Source organism: Olegusella massiliensis, assembly GCF_900078545.1.
In the GTDB taxonomy this organism is placed as follows: Bacteria; Actinomycetota; Coriobacteriia; order Coriobacteriales; family Atopobiaceae; genus Olegusella; species Olegusella massiliensis.
The window spans coordinates 1,514,950-1,531,341 of record NZ_FLLS01000002.1 but is presented as its reverse complement, the minus strand read 5'-3'; the positions used below and the strand labels follow the sequence as shown (position 1 = coordinate 1,531,341).

The window sequence follows — 16,392 nt, the reverse complement described above, 5'->3', positions numbered from 1 at the left end:
TTTTTACGTTACAAAATACACGTTTCCCGTTAGAACAAAACGTAAAATGCAAAGCCCAGAACCTCCTCAATAACCCAAGCAAAAAACACTGTCCGGGCAAAATCTCCTGTCCTCAAAAAATACCAGCCACAAAGCACCCGAGACGGTCCATATGCCAATGCGCAGTACACAAACGTACCCGTAAGCGGCGTAAACTCTACCAAGCTACCTGCAATAAGGAGCCAAAGCCCCACACAAAGCCACCGCCACGAACCCGCTTTGTCTAGCAAACGAGACTGCTCGGCAAGCGATAAGGGCGCAAGCACAATAAGCAGATGAAGTGCCATGAAAAAGAGTTGTTGCAAACCCACCGCAATACCTAACACAGGAGTATCAAACTGAAAATCTGCAAGCACTAAAGGTGTCTCCGGTATCAGAGCGGGAGGCAAAAAGATGGCAAGCAACTCACCTGCCATGCGCAGCAACACAAAAAGCAGGATAAAGGCAATCAAAGTTTGTGGGGTCTCAAGCTGTGGTTTTTTAAATAGATGATCAAGGAGAGGATCACAAAAAAGGGCCTGCTTTGCACGAATGGGACCAACTCCCACTACCAACAACGCCACTGCCAAGACAAAAGCAAGAAGTGGTCCACCAATACATACAAGATAATCTAAGGGCTTGGCCTCCAGCACAAAACCCCAAGGGGACAAATTGAGGATTTGAGAGACGGGATTATTGGTTCCTAGCAACAAAAAAAGGAAAATCCAGCCACCAAAACAAAGCACAAGTCTAGTAAGCGGGAAACGTGTAGTACGAGATAAGCGAACTTTGCTATCTTGCGAGGAGTCACTCATCATTTGTCACCCCCGCTTGCTCAAGGATAACTTCTAAGGGGTAGGCAACGACACGATCGACTCCCACACCATATTTTTCTCGATAAATTGCCGCACCAGATTCGTAAACAGCGTAAAGCAACCCATCCTTAACGGAAATATCTTCCATCATCGGTGGCAAGCGCAGGCAGGCAATATAATTTGAATGGTATTGAGCTGCCTTGTTACTCGCTTTGCGGACTTGGCGTGCAATGCTTTTTATGGATTCGGCAGCGCTATTTACAAACTTTGCATTGAGGCTGTGTGCCGATGGCTTAGTAGCACCCGCGGAACCTCCATCAGCGGAACCTATCTGAGTACTGAGAGGGTCTGCTGAAGAAGTCGCATCGGGGCGATTTTGCTGCCTTTTGGCAAAATTGAGGAGTATATCTGTACTTTTATCAGCTGCCTTTGCGCGCAGACGAGCAAGCTCAGTCACATCTTTTGCCTCAGCCTGGACTTCACTTACAAAAGGATCTGCATGCGGGGTACGAGTCTTCTGGCGCTCATATACATACAGTCTTGATGATTCAACACCATAGGACTGTGAGACAAACACATAGTCTTTTGTGAGTGCTACTCCCTGAGCACGCGTGGGGATTTCCCAAGTCTCAGTAGGAGAGCTTGCCACCTCGCCAAGCAACTCTCCTCCCCACGTCAAACGATAGCGACACAGGATACCCGGACCTGCAACATCAAAATATCCCACATACAAACTACCTTCAAAATACTCAACAAAAGATGCGCGCTTAGGACTCGCAATACTTATTTGAGTATCATATTCAAGCAGTTTATTATCCTCAGCTTTATACGCTTCAAGCTGTTTTAGACTCACCGAGGCAAGTTGAGCAGCTTTGCCCTTATGTGTTGCTATCCAAAGACGGTCAACGGTATTGTCATACGCTAAACCACCCACATGAGGTTGACCCTCCAGCACGATAGTCTTGGCAAGTTTGCCCGTTGCCTTATCAATCATGTAGAGCACAGAATTTGTTTGATAGGCACCGTCATATGCCGAGACAAAAATCCACTTGTCAGATACCGCAACACCTTGGGGCACCATATGCCTGCTCATTGCTGGCGAGCCATCCCAGGCATCAAAACTTCTCGTGTGTGCTAAACCCGGCATCAACGATAATTCATCCAGTACAAGCTTTCGTGATGGAGCAAATTTATTTAATAACTCACGTTCGTACAGTTCCTGAAAGATGGGAATTTGTGTTGTCTCTTTTGCATCGGCATCGGTACCTGCTTCTAAAGATACCCTCACCGGCCCACCGTTCAAAAATAGATTGAGACGAGCACTGGGCAAATCCTGCCAATCAGGAAATCTCCAATGCCAATGAAATACCATGAGCACAGCTACCACGGCAAAGAAAGCTCCAAGAACAAGCGCAAGGATACGGTCAGGATTTGCAAACACAGCCGTGCCTCCTTGTGGTTCTGGTGACTCGCGCATTGGGTTTGTACCCACAGGATCTGTCATTCAAGCGCTCCACTACGCCTTGAGTCTCTTTGCAATAGCAGCAATAAAACCCTGTGTATCCAGCGTTGTGGGATTGGCAATACTTGTGATACGCACAAGGTCTCCCGTCATCTGGCCTGACTCAATCGTATCAATGGTTGCCTGTTCAAGCTTGTCAGCAAAAGCCATCAGTGCGGGCAAGCCATCAAGCTCACCACGCTTGCGCAAGGCGCCTGACCAAGCAAAAATTGTTGCCACAGAGTTGGTGCTTGTAGGCTCACCCTTGAGATGCTTGTAGTAGTGGCGCTGCACAGTGCCATGTGCAGCTTCATACTCGTAGTAGCCATGGGGCGAGACAAGTACCGAGGTCATCATCGCAAGACTACCAAAGGCGCTCGAGAGCATATCGCTCATCACATCGCCATCGTAGTTCTTGCAAGCCCAAATAAAACCATCTTCGGACTTCATCACGCGCGCTACGGCATCATCAATAAGGGTATAAAAATACTCAATACCTGCCGCCTTGAAGCGCTCGCGATACTCTGCATCAAAAATCTCAGCAAAGATATCTTTAAAACGATGATCGTAGGTTTTGCTAATGGTGTCTTTGGTAGCAAACCATAAATCCTGCCTGGTAGAAAGTGCAAATTCAAAGCAGCTACGCGCAAAACTTTCAATGGAAGCATCCAGATTGTGTATACCCTGAATGATGCCAGGAGCAGTGAACTCTTGAATAAGCTCACGGGTTTCGCTGCCATCTGGTGCCGTAAAAACAAGTTCCGCTTTGCCAGCGCCTGGCACGCGCATTTCGGCGTTTTTGTACACATCGCCGTACGCGTGACGAGCAATGGTAATAGGCTTTTTCCAGCTGCGCACCACCGGATCGATACCGCGCACAATGATGGGCGAACGAAAAACCGTACCATCAAGCATGGCACGAATAGTGCCATTGGGGCTCTTCCACATTTGATGCAGCTTATACTCTTCCACGCGTTGCGCATTGGGAGTAATGGTTGCACACTTAACGGCAACACCCAAACGCTTGGTAGCTTCAGCTGAATCAATAGTTACTTGATCGCCAGTTTTATCGCGATTTTCCAGACCAAGGTCGTAATACTCACTTTTAAAATCAATAAACGGGAAAATCAGCTCGTCTTTGATCATCTGCCAGATGATGCGGGTCATTTCATCGCCGTCCATCTCGACAAGCGGTGTTTTCATCTGGATTTTGTCAGCCATAAGTCTCCCTTGAGATGCTGGTAGCCAAGTACTTGCAACCTATATATTGTAGCGCGCAGCACAGCGTGACTGGGTTAGCCGTAACACAGCGCAACAATGCTCACGCAAAATTGTATTTGCCGCTATACTTGCCCCATGAAAAGAACAACTGCCTTCCCTCTATGGGTCTACAAACTTGCTCTGCTTGTCACCACACTGATCTGGGGTAGTTCCTTTGTTGTGCTCAAAGGCGCCCTTGATGCGATTCCAGCAACGTGGCTCCTTGCCATCCGCTTTGCAGCGGCGGGGCTTTTTTGTATACCAATCTTTTGGAAGCGCCTCCGGGACAATCTAGATTCCTCGCATGTGGTGGCAGGCGCGCTCATTGGCATCTCGGGTGGCGCTGCTTATCTGGTACAAAATATAGGCCTGACCTATACAACGCCCGCTAAAAATGCCTTTTTTACGGCAACTTACTGTGTGATAGTGCCTTTTTTGTATTGGGCAATAAAGCACAAGCGTCCTCAGGCACATAATGTTCTAGCTGCGCTTTTATGCATTGTGGGGGTTTGTTTTGTCACCGTGGGAAGCAGTGCCACAGGACTTGCAAGCGCCTTTACGATGGGTCTTGGAGACACTTTGACTCTCGGCTGTGCAGTACTTTTCGCTATCAACATTGTGCTGATTTCTATACTGGCACCCGCCCATGATCTACCCACCCTCATTGTCATTCAATTATTAGTATTTGCTGCGGTATGTGCACTTGCAGGCATCGTTACAAAAGACGCACTGCCCACCATCTCAAGCTTTACGCCAGATTTGCTTGGCAAACTTGCCTTCTTGATTTTGTTGAGCACCGTCCTTGCTATCGTGATGCAAAATTTCGGACAAAAGTATGTTGATCCCTCTCAGGCAGCACTTATCATGTCTTTTGAGAGCGTGTTTGGCGTTATCTTTTCGGTTTTCATGTATCACGAGACCCTAACGGCACTTATGCTTGTAGGTTTTGCTTCAATTTTTGTATCAATTTTGGTCAGTGAACTGATTGGTGGTCACATAGAGCGCAAAGAACAGCGCGAAAGTGCCCAAACAAGCACTGCCCCCATCTTGTCGGAGTAGTAAATGGATGCTTCAACGGTCAAGAACACTGCTGAATTTGCTGCAGAACAAGCCCATCTCAGTGAGATATATGCCCAGCTCATCTCCCTGCGTGACGAACTTAGCGAGGAAATCGAGACCAACCATCATGGCGCGCGGCAGGACCTTATTACCCTTTCTGAAGAGGTCCGCTTAAACTTTGGCAGTGCCGATGAAACCATGGAGACCCTTGCGGCCATCGAGACACTCAATTCCGTTATCGATACCTATAACAACTATCACGATATCTCGGTAGATAAGTTGGCACGCATTTTGCTGCTGCTTGAGCAGCCCTATTTCGCCAAAGTCACCCTGCGCATGCGTCCTGGTCGCCCACCTCGCGATGTCTATATCGGTACCACGGGCGTCACCGATAAAGAAGCAAATCCCTTGGTTGTTGACTGGCGCAGTCCTATTGCTGAGACCTACTACAATCAAGAAATGGGCAAAACGTCTTATATGGTTGGCGACCGTGTGCGCACGGTTGAGCTGTTGCTGCGCCGCCAATTTGACCTCGTGCGGGATGCGCTTCACTCGTATTTTGATACCAATGTCGCTATCGAGGATGCATTGTTACTTAATGCACTGCGGCGGCAGCATTCTGAAAAACTCCGCGCTATTACAGCCACCATTCAGCGTGAGCAAAACACTATCATTCGTCACAAAGATGTACCGGTACTGCTGGTATCAGGTATTGCTGGCTCGGGCAAAACGTCGGTCATGTTGCAGCGCATCGCATTTTTGTTGTATCGCCAACGTGACAATCTTGATGCCAGCCACGTGTGGCTTTTTACCCCGAGCCCAGTTTTTGGACGGTATATCGATACAGTCTTACCGCAGCTGGGTGAGGCAAATCCCCAGACAAACACCTGGCAGGAGTTTCTTGCGCGTCTTGGATTGGACCAGCGTGGTGATGGTGCTGAAGGCAATGCAAGCCAGCTGGATGCGCTTGAACAAGCATTGGCAACGCTGGAGTTTGAACCGCAAGACTTCCGCGGCATCTCCCTTGCAGGTGAGTCCATCCTCAAACCAAGTCAAGTAGCCTCTGCTTGGAACTCCTTCGCAAAATTTTCTGCTGGTCCACGTCGTACTGCCCTTTCAACTGACAAAATGCATGAGGCTATCGAGCGTAAGTTTGGTCGCATGTCACGCGAAGAACGTTGGCAAGAAGAACTCATTGGACTGGATATTGACGAACAAGTTGAGATCTTTGGTCACCGTATTGACCCCGATAGCGAAGAGGAAACTATTGCACTTACCCGTGAATTTATAGCCACGCGATTTGCCGCAGCACACGCAGCTGTCGACGCCTTGGAATGGTTGCGACTCGACCGTATTGGCACGCGCGTTCTCGGTACAAAAAGTCTCAGTGGAGCAGAGCATCTATGGCTACGACTCCTGATTACAGGACATGGTACCGAAGATGCGCGCTATGTCGTGATTGACGAGGTACAGGACTACAGCACAGTCCAACTGCGCGTACTTGCACGTTATTTCCGTGGAGCTCATTTCTTGCTGCTGGGCGATCCTCATCAGGCAACGCGCGAGCATTCTGCAAGCTGGAATGAAATCCGTGAAATCTTTGGAGGCGCCACTGCGATTAAGGAAGCCAGGCTCCTCACAAGTTATCGTTCTTCTCCTGAAGTTACCGCACTTTTTGCCAGTCTTCTCTCCGAAAAGGAGCAGGCCCAGCTCACCTCGGTACAGGAATCAGGAATCGAACCCATTATTAAGGCCTGTAGCAATGATGACTATATAGACACGTTGCGCGCTGCTGCCAAAAATGCCGCTCAAAAAGGTGGACTTACAGCGATTATCTGTGCAGATAGACAGCGTGCACATTGGCTCGCACGTCAGTTGGGCCGTGACGTCAAGCTGCTCAGTCGTGATGAGGCTTTGCCGGCAAAAGGCGTCATTGTGATGGATCTCAAACTTGCTAAAGGTTTGGAATTTGACCGTGTCATCATTCCTGATACCCAAATAGACGTATATCCCGACACTCCAATTGCGCGTCGCCGCCTCTACACTGCTATCTCACGCGCAACTCATGTTGTTGAGATCTACTCCCAAAACAAGATGAGCCCGCTACTTCAGCGCACTTAGCCCATCACAATTTTCTTGCCCGCTCTTGTGTGCCGCAAGGTGTATATTTCCTCGCTCGGGCTTGTGAGCTATGAGGTTTAATTCTTGTGCCTCCCGCGAGGTTTACGTTCTCTTGCCGCTTGCAAGACTTAAATTCTCATACCTCTCGTAAGCTTTAATCACCAATATAGGAAGAGGCTTTCTTGGGAGTCTTGCCCTTGAGCGTGCTGTGATAATACGCGTACGTCAAAGGTGGCTCATCATTAAGGTTTTGTGCATCAACAAGCTCTCCCACAAAAAGCATATGCGTTCCCACATCAAGCTGCTGAACAACCCTGCAGCAAACAAGACAGGCAGCATGCTCAGGGCAATATGGATCGCCATCGAGTGTCTTGAGGCATTCAATTCCCTCATACTTATCAAAATCGCTTGAGGTACGGAAGCCAAAACGACCAATAAAGGGCATATCAGCTGTCTGGGTCAGAGCCACCAAGGCAAAGTGTCCTGCTTCTTCAATCACGTGCTCAGTGTGGTTTTCTTTGTTCACTACAACCTCTACCTGCAAAGGCTGCGCTGTCAGCTGCAGGCCCGTATTAATAATGCAGGCACCATAATCATCTTTGGTGGCAGCCGATACGACATAAAGACCCGAACTAAACTTAAATAAAGCAGTTGCGTCCATACTTCCTCCCCAAGCTCTTTTTTGTTGAGCAAGCAAACCACAGCCACCCCTCTGCGGCTGCTGTGACGGAAATCCCCGCTTTCAGCAACTCATAATCAAAAGTTGAGGTTTTGCTTCTGCTCTAGCGTAGCAAAAGCAGAAGGGCAAATTATGCGCATGTCCGCTTTTTCGGCGTGCGTAAAAAACCAGCCGAGAGGCACAAGGCTTCCCGGCTGAAAAATACAGTTTATGCAGGCTTTCATCCTAGGCAATAACTGGCTCGCCTTCGCCCATTACGTAGCGCGCCAGATACAAAAAGGGCGTATCAATAAAGCTAATAATAGTCTCAATAACCGAGACACTGATAATCATAACAAGTAGGTCAGGCATACTATACAGGCCACCAAAAGCAAGGAACATAAAAGCAAAGTTCTCAATTACGTTTGCGCTTGTATCGGCAATATTTTCACGTAGCCACAACAAGCGGTGTCCAATGCGATCGCGCAAAAGACTATAAATCTGGACAGACAGCCAGTTGGCACCAACCAAGCAAACGACACTTGCGCCCGTTGTACGAATTGACATCGAGAAAGTTGTCATCAGTGCAGGCATTGCCATATCAAACGAAGAGGGCAGGTATAGCAGGGTAATCTGCGCACCAATAATATAGGTAATCAGCGCTGCAACCTGCAGTTTAACTGCTTTTATGGCAGCCTCATGTCCATATACCTCATTCAAAATATCAGTTGCCAAGAAATTTGAAGCAAACCAAACATTACCTAGAGTCGAGACGACTCCGACAAAGTCACACATAACGCAGGCCTGAATCTCCGCCAAAATCGATGCAACTGCCATCCATACATAAAGGCCAGGCTTGCCAAAAAACTTTGCAACCATTACCAAAAGTGAAAAACAGACTACCGACTCAGCGGCAAGCATGAATACGTTGTACATCTAGTTCCCCTCACTAGTATTCCTTCGTGCCACACGAGGGCATATTTTCGCATAAATGTGCGGTGCAATACAACACAAGCATGACTCTAAAGCCTTCGCTCGTACTTGCAGCTCTTGTGCTCAAGCAGAAGCTAGCGACTAAACCCGCCTCCGCCTTTGCTACTCAGCACACAGGCGACGCGCCGCCTCAATCGCGTGCGATACCATCTCCCCCACCGCTTGTTCGGTATAAAACGCCATATGCTGCGTAAGTACCGTATTGGGAAATTGGCGCAGATACGCCATATCCCTATTAGCAACAATATCGTTGACCAGGCTATGATGATAAATTGACCCTTCGTTGGTAAAGACGTCCATTGCCAAAGCGCCGATTTTGCCTGTCTCGATGCCTTCAATCAAGCTGGGAACATCCATGAGCTCGCCACGGGCAGTATTGACCAGCACAACACCATCGCGCATGCGCGCAATAAAGTCTGCATCCACCATACCCTGCGTCTCGCTCGTTAAAGGCACATGAAAACTTACGACATCGCTTTGGGCAAGCAAATCTTCGAGGCTAGCTGCTTGCACGCCAGCAGGAACATCACGAACACCTGATGGACCATATGCAAGGAGCTTGCAGCCAAATCCCGAAAGACGCTCCAGCACCGCACGTCCAATACGCCCTGCGCCAATAACACCCACAGTAAGCGAGGATAAGGTACGTCCCTGGAGACCTGCCAACGAATAGTCATTGACATTTTGACGATACAGCGCTGGTTTATATTTGCGCAGCGCAATAAGAAGCAACATGATGGTGAAATCCGCCACGCTATCAGGCGCATAGCTGATATTCGACACCGCAATTCCTAGACGTTGAGCTGCATCCAGGTCGATATGATCCATACCAATAGAGCGAGTAACCAAGCAGTTTACGCCACGCGCTTTAATAGCCGCCAAGAGCTGTTCATCGTAGTGCATGCGTCCAAGAATGAGCACGGCATCTGCGCCATTGCAAGCATCAAGCGTATCTGCACTCAGAGCATCTGATCTCAATTTGAGCTCAATATCAGGAAGCTTTGCTTGCCGAGCAAACTCAGCTTGCTCATCAGCTCGAACTTCAAAAGCTACGATTTTCATAAGCTGCCCCTTTGTGGAACTTGTCTGTCTCCACTATCGTACCTATTTGTATGCAGTTTCTAACCTGGTGAGCATTAATGCCTAGCGTTCTTTGTCGAGCAACGATGTGCTGCGTAGCTCAGCTAATTCGCGAATACGCTCGCGTAGTGCCTCAGCTGATCCGAGGGCATCGTAGACTCCATCTTCTGATAGAACACCGCGAGGCAGATCAACAGGAAGCGCACCTGCTTCATCAGCAGCAAGGTCATCCCACCAAAGCTTGCCAGAGTAGTAGCTATCGAGGGCAGAGTAGTCTGCCCACATCGATTCGTAGGTATTAAGTGCGCGGTCAATCTGATCAATGCTATTAATCAGTCTATTGAGCGCAGCTTCCATAGCTTGAATACGTGCTATCTGTGTGGCATTGACGTCCATAGGTGCTACCTCACTTTTTTAGGTATACAAAGATGCATCCGACGTTCTTGGATATACCCAGTCTAGCCGTCTGTCATCACGCAAAGGCAGGTGCGCACGTGATTTAGCAAGACCTGCTCAAACGGCACACAGATTGACTATATCGGGTTTTATTGCGTCATTGCATCGCCAAAACAGATGCCGTTAAGGACGTTGAACGCGGTGGCCGGTTTCCCGACCACCGCGTCTTTGTCTTGCCTCTGTGGGTCTTAACGTTGAGCAGACCCTGCTCTGTACGACCTGAGCTGAGTGCTAGTCACACTGGCGTTCTCTGCGAGCAAGAAGGGCTGCGCCTGCGATGAGACCCAGTGCTGAGACAACAAGAGAACCTGCAACGAAGTTAGTGTCATCTCCTGTCTTGGGAAGTGCACGCTTGGTGCGCTTTACCTTTGGCTTAGCAGGTGTAGGCTTGGCGTAGACGTTAGTAAAGACTGCATTTCCCTGCTCAGAGGAAAGATCTGCGTCTTTTTCTGTACCACCGCGCGTGAGGGTGAGGCTGTTTTGGGTAACCTGAAGAACACCTGCGCCGATATCTTCAACGGTAAGCGTTAGGGTATAGGTCGCATCATCGTAGCTGCAGCCAGCATCGCCTTTGGTTTCGGTGATTGTATAGCTATAGGTACCAGGCATCGTAAAGCTAATCTGGCCAAACGTGGTGGTGCCCTCACCTGTGAGCTGCGCGACAGCACGGCCGTCTTTGGCACTCTCAGGCATGGGGAACGAGGAGTCTTTGGGCGTCAGGACAAACTCAAAGCTATCAGGCGTTGCAGGAGAGGGGCCCTCAATGCGCTTTTGTACGGAGGGCTCATAGCTTGTAGAGGTAGGAGTATAGCTATTGGTGATGGTAAAGCCTTCTTGGATGTTGCCTTCGATATCCTCTGTTGTATAGCCTGCAATAGGATCTTCGGTCACGCTGTAGGTAATGGGAACACCGTTGGTGTATTCAGGAAGGTCTTTAAATTCATGGTGCCAGCCAGAGGCCTTATCGATCGTGACGCTATCAATCTCTTGCCCATCAGCAAATAGATGTATGGTGACGCTTTTTGCAGCAGGGCCTACCCACTTCTTTTGAACAGGAATGGTGATGGTACCAACAAGGGTATTGGTAATGGAGGCAGTGTCATTTTCAACAGCAACAGGCTGGGTTGCTTGATAGTGTTCTACCGCATCCTCAGTAACGGTGTAGCTAATAGCCTTGCCGCCAGCATTTACTGGCACAGAGCCAAAGCTTCCCTTCCAGTTACCATCCTTATCAGCTGTAAGTACGAGTGACTTGTCCTTGGTACCGTTGGCAAGCAAATTTACGGTAATAGATGAGGGACGAAGGCCTCGTCCGTTGTTGTTGTCTATCCAGCTCTTAGTAACGTTGATGGTACGCTCAGCGGGACTATGGGTATTGGTAATAGTAAAGCCTTTGTCCTGAGAGCCGGTGATAGAGCAGGTGTAGCCTTCAGGTACGGCAGGCTCTACCACGCTGTAGGAGATAGCTTTACCGTCTTTGTCGTAGGTATCAAGATCTTTAAATGAGAAGGCCCAAGAGTTTTCCTTGGTAAGAGTTGCACTCTTATCGGTATCTTTGCCGTTAGCACGCAGGCTCACTACTACAGAGTCAGGCCTGATGCCGTCTTGATCGTCCTTATCATCCCAAACCTTAGAGCCTGTAATTTGAATCTTGGGGTTATTAAGGGTGTTGGTAACTGAGTGTCCATCTTTACCATAGGTTACGGCAAAGTCCTGAGATGCCAGGCTCAGCTTACCGTCTTTTTCTCCTTGCTCATGTACGGTATAGACATGGGCCTTACCTGCGTTGTCGTAAAGCACAAGCCCCTTAAAGGTAGCCTGCCAGCCTCCTGCAGCGCTCAGTGTTTGGGTGTTACCCGTCGCCACCCCATCACGCATGAGCTCAAGGGTGACTGAAAGGTTGGAGGTACCTGCAGGAGAGATGCCTGCCCAGGACTTGGTTACGGTCAGATCTTTGGTAGGAACAAAGACCCAGCGGCCATAGACCGTCTCGTTTTTGCGGATATTGAGCTTGGTGATGATCTCGGTGCCATCCTGCTTGTGGGTCCAGCCTGCAAAGGTCCAGTAGCCCTGAACCTCTTTACCGTCTTTGGTAGCACCTGTTTGAGTGGTCACAAGCGTCTTGGCAAGTGTTTGGGTGGTATCGTACTCAATGTCACTGACACTTGCAGGTGTGGTGCTATCCCCTGGCGTGCCGTAGATAGGATCAGGTGAGACCACATAGTCAAGGGTGTAGGTCTTAGTTGCCTTGTGATAGGTCGTCTCAGAGGCGATGTCTTTGTCATGTCCTTCAACAGAGGTGATGTGTGCTGTGTTCACGAAGGTCGTTGACTTTATAAGGTCGTCTGTAAGGGCCGTAGGGATACTGAGTTTCATCGTGGCACCTGCGGGCAAAGAGCCGATGCCCAGAGTGAGTGTGCCGTCCTCCTCGGAGGCAGACACCGAGGTCGCCGTGGTCAGGGTGGCGCCATTAAGCTTGAGCTCAGGGCAGGTCACCTTAATCTGGTCGCGCAGTACCGAAAGACCTTCGGGGATGGGGTCTTTTATTACGATGTCTCTCAGTGCAAGCTCTGTACCCTTGTTGGTGACGCTCAGCGTATAGGTCACCGGCGTGCCCTTGGTGTTGTCGATTTGGGCAGGCGCGTCCTTGGTACCCGTTGCGGGATCTGAGGTCTTGTGAAGTTCAAGGTCATAGCCCAAAAGCTTAATCTTAGCGGAGGCCTCATAGGACTTGACCTTATCGCTTGATGAGGCAGACTGACCCACAAAGGTGCGAGCCATCGCATACACGGGGTTGACTGCCTGCTTGCCTACCAGTGCCTCATCAGTAGGTGCCACCATGTGCACGTATGCGCTGGCGCCCGTGCCATAGTCAAGCGAGAAGTCGTTGCCTTTGTTTGTCTTGGTGCAATCTATCGCAATGGCCTTAATGCTGGCCTTGTTGGCAGGCTCGGTGGTGCTCCACACGCTTGTGTTGGAGATATCCATCTGGGCTGTGGTAGGCACTCTCGTGGCGTAGTACACCACAGGAGCGCAAGTCTCACCGGGATGGTTCCATGATTCTTTTGCCTTGATAGAGCTCAGGTCAATCCAGTCAAACGTGCCTCTCCAGGCACTACTTTCGGTCTTGGAACCGTTTTCAAGAATGTCATAAAACACAAGGTTATCCGTGCGGGTACTGTTAGACGTACCAAACAAGAGCTGATAGGAGTATTTGTTGCCCAAATACTCGCTCGTCTGGCTGTCATAGAGCTTATCATGGTCGTTAGCAACCTTCTTGGAGACACCCGACTGCTTGACCGTAACGGGGTTGTACTCAATGTCGGTCTGCTGCAACGCCCATTCTGTGGGGTCATCCTTGATGAGGTCTTGGTAATACTGCCGCCTGAGGTAGTTGGGGTTGGTAAACCTCCCCGACAGGTCTTTTTTGGTAGCACCTGACGTATCGTGGAAGGCAACGGTGTTGAGTACCTTGTTGCCGCGGTCGGCAATGTTGTGGTAGGAGTTTGCAAGCGGGTAGCGAATACGCAGACTAAACGCATGCTCACGCAGCTTGGCGGCATCCGCTATCTCGTCGGGTACCGTGACCTCAACAATCATCATTGTAAGTCCCGAGCCCTCCCAGTTTTCCTGGAAGCGCACGGAATAGGCGTCCTTGGGAAGGCTATCGTAGCCCCAAGGACCGGTGAACATCTGCACCTGCGAGGCATCTACCGAGGTTCCAGCGGGAAGCAGGTCATAAAACACGCCCGATGTGACCACGTAAGGCTTGAGGTAGCTTTTGTCCTTATAGCCCGAGCCCCACAGCGAGGAGTAGGTCCCGAACCTGGCGTTGACCCAGCGCGTCTGAACGCCCGCGGCGGCATCGTCTATAAAGTAGTCTTTGCCGCTAGAGTCTTTGCCGCTAAGCTGCGATTTTTCAAGATACGTAGTAAAGGTGAGACCTCTAAGCCGGGAGGCAGCAACGAAAGCGTCCTGATAGAGCGTGTTAGCGCTACTCTTCTGCTGACCGTCCTCAGACAGGCGCAACGAGGCACTCGTGGCGAGGGATGTGGGCTGCTCTGCCTGCATGTCTGCAGCAATCAGACCTTTGAGATGTGCGGTCGGATGCAAGGTCAGCGTGGTGGCCGCCGTGAGGGATGTGCGGAAGTACTGGCTGTGCACGCGATACTTGAGTCCCACGACCGAGTCAGGCAATGCAACCGTTGCGCCCTTGGTGGGCTCGCTGCCATCGGCGGGCGTGAAGGTATAGGTGGGGGTAGCCTTGGCGCCCGTGTATTCCACAGTGAGCTTGCCATACAGCTCATAGTTAGGTGATCCCGCCTTGCGAATCAAGATTTCGGTAGCGCCGAACTTCTCGCCGTCGGTCCCTTGATCAGAGGCCAGCTGCCAGACGCCCTGGGATCCGGGGTACGCATCGTAGCCAGCGAGGGCTAGCCTCACCGACGAATAGCTGTAGTCTGCATCCTCAAGCTCGGTCATCGTGGGTAGCACTTCGCTGGCTCGACGACGCTGTGAAAACTTGTTCTCGGTCATGACCCGAGGCGTTGCCTCCTCCACCTCGGCCACATAGGGCTTAACGCTGTACGTCTCGGTTGCCGCGTCCCAAGTGGGAGCAGTCGGGGGTTGAAACGTTGCATGTGTGCTAAACGTTGGCCGAGACTGAGTGGTGAGGACAGCATCACGATCTTGCGCGATAAACGTCTGGGCAAACTCGTACCAGCCATACTCACCTGATTCACGAGAGTTCTTGGTAATGCCCAGGTCTCCGCCATAGGGTCTTACATACACCTGGGTAGTCGCCTCGGCATACTTTTTATCACGTGTCACGCCGTTGGACTGCGTCTCTTGGACGGAGACCTTGTTGTGCACGGGAAGGCCGTCGTGCTGAAGGTCCACGCCCCGCGCCTTGGCCTCCTCAAGTAATGAGATGGGATAGCGCTCTAAAAGCGCGTAACGGACGGTGTTGTAGCTGGCCTCATATCCATTGTTCCAGAGCCAGTTCTCAGACCACGGGTTTGCCTTCCGGTATTCGGGGTCAAACTGCTTGAGCATGCCCACGTTAGGCTCGTCCGTGTAGCTGCGCCAGCCATCCTTAGTAATGTCCTTATAGGAACTATCCGTGTCGCCGTTGAGATATCCGAGAGACTCAAAGCCATGCTTATTTCGGCCATAGCGCTGGATACCGATGAGCTCACCGTCCTGCTGCTCCTGTCTGAACATGTAGGTATAGGGAATAGTGTTGTCGGCAGGGCGCTTTACGTCGGCATGCCAAATCACGTAGAAGTACTTATCTGCGTCGGCGGGCTTGGGGCCCCAAGCGCTGCGCCAGCCAAGGTACACGCCATCTTCCGAGGTGAGGTCAGCGTGCTTGAGCGCTACGCTCATGTCGTCGTTCTTGTTGTGCAGCTCGCTCGTGAGGGTCTTGGTTGTGCTGACCTCGTTGGTGCCGTCAGCGTCCTTATCAACTTTGAGCGTAATGTTATACGACGTGTGCGTGACGCCCTGGGCGTCCACCTTCACGTGGCTTGCCGTGAATGAGAAGGCCTGTTCAAAGTAGAACTGAGCACCTCCCGCAAGAGTGGTGTAGTTGGTAATGGTAAGCGTACCGTCGCCGTTGTCCACGTAGTTAAAGTCGGCACTCGATGAGGTCTGGGGTGCCTCCACCAACTGCCATTTGAGCGTGGGATTATACCTTGGGCCGTACATGTCGTAGTTCACATTGCTCGTGCCATCCCAGCCCTTATAGAGAGCTGCAGGCACGGTGATCTTGATGCTCCCGGGAGGGAAGGTCTCATTTGCGGGGGCGTTGATCTTGAGCGAGACGGCTACCGTTGCCGTAAGAGAGCCACGGTTGTTTACGGGATGAAAAATAAGGTTAGTGTGGTTGGGGTCGGCCGCATCGTCGTAGCTGTAGGCTGTAACACCTGAGCTTACGGCGTTGGTCCAGTTAATGTTGAAATCAAAAGACGACGCCTGAGCGGGCGCTCGCACAGCAGGAGCACTTGTCGCTTGGCTCTGCTCAAGTGCATCCTTATCTGAGGCAGCCGCATCTGAGGAAGCTGGGGCGCCGTCTGTGGCGGCAGCAGCATTAGCGGCAGACCCCTCCCCATTTGCCGATGGAGCAGCGGGTTTTTCCTGAGCGGCAGGCTCGGTAGCACCTAGTGCATCGGCCAAAGCCGGTACAACCAGCACTGAAAGTACCGCAAGAGGGATTAAAGCCAGAAGCAGCAGATGAATAAAGTGGCGAGTGGAAGAGTGTCTCATATCTAAACCCCAGTGTTTTGACAATAAGCCATGTAGCATTATGGCACACATAAAGCGCACAAACCTAGCAAATAGGCCATTTATCTGCCTTTTTTTCTAAGTGGTAGGCAGAGGTCGGCTTTTATTGCTTGTCCTCACGCGAAGCGAAAGTTTCAGCCGTTCTT

10 protein-coding genes are annotated in these 16,392 nt (G+C 50.6%); 2 read left to right on the top strand and 8 right to left on the bottom strand.

Annotated elements, in window-relative coordinates; all coding sequences use genetic code 11:
* Positions 1-29: 29 nt before the first annotated feature.
* From BN4314_RS06935 to BN4314_RS06925, 3 genes are all read right to left on the bottom strand, one after another.
* Positions 30-833, bottom strand: a complete 804-nt coding sequence (locus tag BN4314_RS06935) for a hypothetical protein (protein WP_187369561.1) — start codon at positions 831-833, stop codon at positions 30-32.
* The gene (locus BN4314_RS06930) at positions 826-2,274 is read right to left on the bottom strand and encodes a PQQ-binding-like beta-propeller repeat protein (RefSeq protein ID WP_148424880.1); all 1,449 of its coding nucleotides are present in this window, start codon (positions 2,272-2,274) and stop codon (positions 826-828) included. Before BN4314_RS06930 ends, BN4314_RS06935 begins: the two co-directional genes overlap by 8 nt.
* A 75-nt stretch (positions 2,275-2,349) precedes the next feature.
* On the bottom strand, positions 2,350-3,555 hold the full coding sequence (locus BN4314_RS06925) for an NADP-dependent isocitrate dehydrogenase (protein ID WP_068540491.1): 1,206 nt from the start codon (positions 3,553-3,555) through the stop codon (positions 2,350-2,352).
* Between the two features lie 135 nt (positions 3,556-3,690).
* Here BN4314_RS06925 and BN4314_RS06920 point away from each other — a divergent pair, with 135 nt between their 5' ends.
* Together BN4314_RS06920 and BN4314_RS06915 are read left to right on the top strand one after the other, a co-directional pair.
* A complete protein-coding gene (locus BN4314_RS06920; RefSeq protein WP_068540909.1) occupies positions 3,691-4,653 on the top strand; it encodes a DMT family transporter in 963 nt (320 codons plus the stop codon).
* A gap of 3 nt (positions 4,654-4,656) precedes the next feature.
* Entirely contained in the window at positions 4,657-6,774 is a 2,118-nt protein-coding gene (locus tag BN4314_RS06915) for a HelD family protein (protein WP_068540489.1), read from the top strand.
* A gap of 154 nt (positions 6,775-6,928) precedes the next feature.
* Here BN4314_RS06915 and BN4314_RS06910 read toward each other — a convergent pair whose 3' ends face one another.
* From BN4314_RS06910 to BN4314_RS06890, 5 genes are all read right to left on the bottom strand, one after another.
* Positions 6,929-7,435: a flavin reductase family protein gene (locus BN4314_RS06910; RefSeq protein WP_068540487.1), complete on the bottom strand. Its 507-nt coding sequence runs from the start codon at positions 7,433-7,435 to the stop codon at positions 6,929-6,931.
* Between the two features lie 243 nt (positions 7,436-7,678).
* Positions 7,679-8,368 (bottom strand): queuosine precursor transporter, encoded by a 690-nt coding sequence (locus tag BN4314_RS06905; RefSeq protein WP_068540485.1) that lies wholly within the window; start codon positions 8,366-8,368, stop codon positions 7,679-7,681.
* A gap of 159 nt (positions 8,369-8,527) precedes the next feature.
* Positions 8,528-9,487, bottom strand: a complete 960-nt coding sequence (locus BN4314_RS06900) for an NAD(P)-dependent oxidoreductase (RefSeq protein WP_068540483.1) — start codon at positions 9,485-9,487, stop codon at positions 8,528-8,530.
* An 81-nt stretch (positions 9,488-9,568) separates the two neighbouring features.
* The gene (locus BN4314_RS06895; protein ID WP_068540481.1) at positions 9,569-9,901 is read right to left on the bottom strand and encodes a DUF4298 domain-containing protein; all 333 of its coding nucleotides are present in this window, start codon (positions 9,899-9,901) and stop codon (positions 9,569-9,571) included.
* Between the two features lie 291 nt (positions 9,902-10,192).
* Positions 10,193-16,228 carry a Cna B-type domain-containing protein gene (locus BN4314_RS06890; RefSeq protein ID WP_068540479.1) on the bottom strand — a complete coding sequence of 2,012 codons (6,036 nt, stop codon included), beginning with the start codon at positions 16,226-16,228 and terminating at the stop codon, positions 10,193-10,195.
* Positions 16,229-16,392 lie beyond the last annotated feature (164 nt).

Bases quoted from the DNA above. Each gene is read 5' to 3' on its own strand.
- BN4314_RS06915 (WP_068540489.1), top strand. From the start codon at position 4,657: ATGGATGCTTCAACGGTCAAGAACACTGCTGAATTTGCTGCAGAACAA.
- BN4314_RS06895 (WP_068540481.1), bottom strand. From the start codon at position 9,901: ATGGACGTCAATGCCACACAGATAGCACGTATTCAAGCTATGGAAGCT.
- BN4314_RS06935 (WP_187369561.1), bottom strand. From the start codon at position 833: ATGAGTGACTCCTCGCAAGATAGCAAAGTTCGCTTATCTCGTACTACA.
- BN4314_RS06920 (WP_068540909.1), top strand. From the start codon at position 3,691: ATGAAAAGAACAACTGCCTTCCCTCTATGGGTCTACAAACTTGCTCTG.
- BN4314_RS06900 (WP_068540483.1), bottom strand. From the start codon at position 9,487: ATGAAAATCGTAGCTTTTGAAGTTCGAGCTGATGAGCAAGCTGAGTTT.
- BN4314_RS06890 (WP_068540479.1), bottom strand. From the start codon at position 16,228: ATGAGACACTCTTCCACTCGCCACTTTATTCATCTGCTGCTTCTGGCT.
- BN4314_RS06910 (WP_068540487.1), bottom strand. From the start codon at position 7,435: ATGGACGCAACTGCTTTATTTAAGTTTAGTTCGGGTCTTTATGTCGTA.
- BN4314_RS06905 (WP_068540485.1), bottom strand. From the start codon at position 8,368: ATGTACAACGTATTCATGCTTGCCGCTGAGTCGGTAGTCTGTTTTTCA.
- BN4314_RS06925 (WP_068540491.1), bottom strand. From the start codon at position 3,555: ATGGCTGACAAAATCCAGATGAAAACACCGCTTGTCGAGATGGACGGC.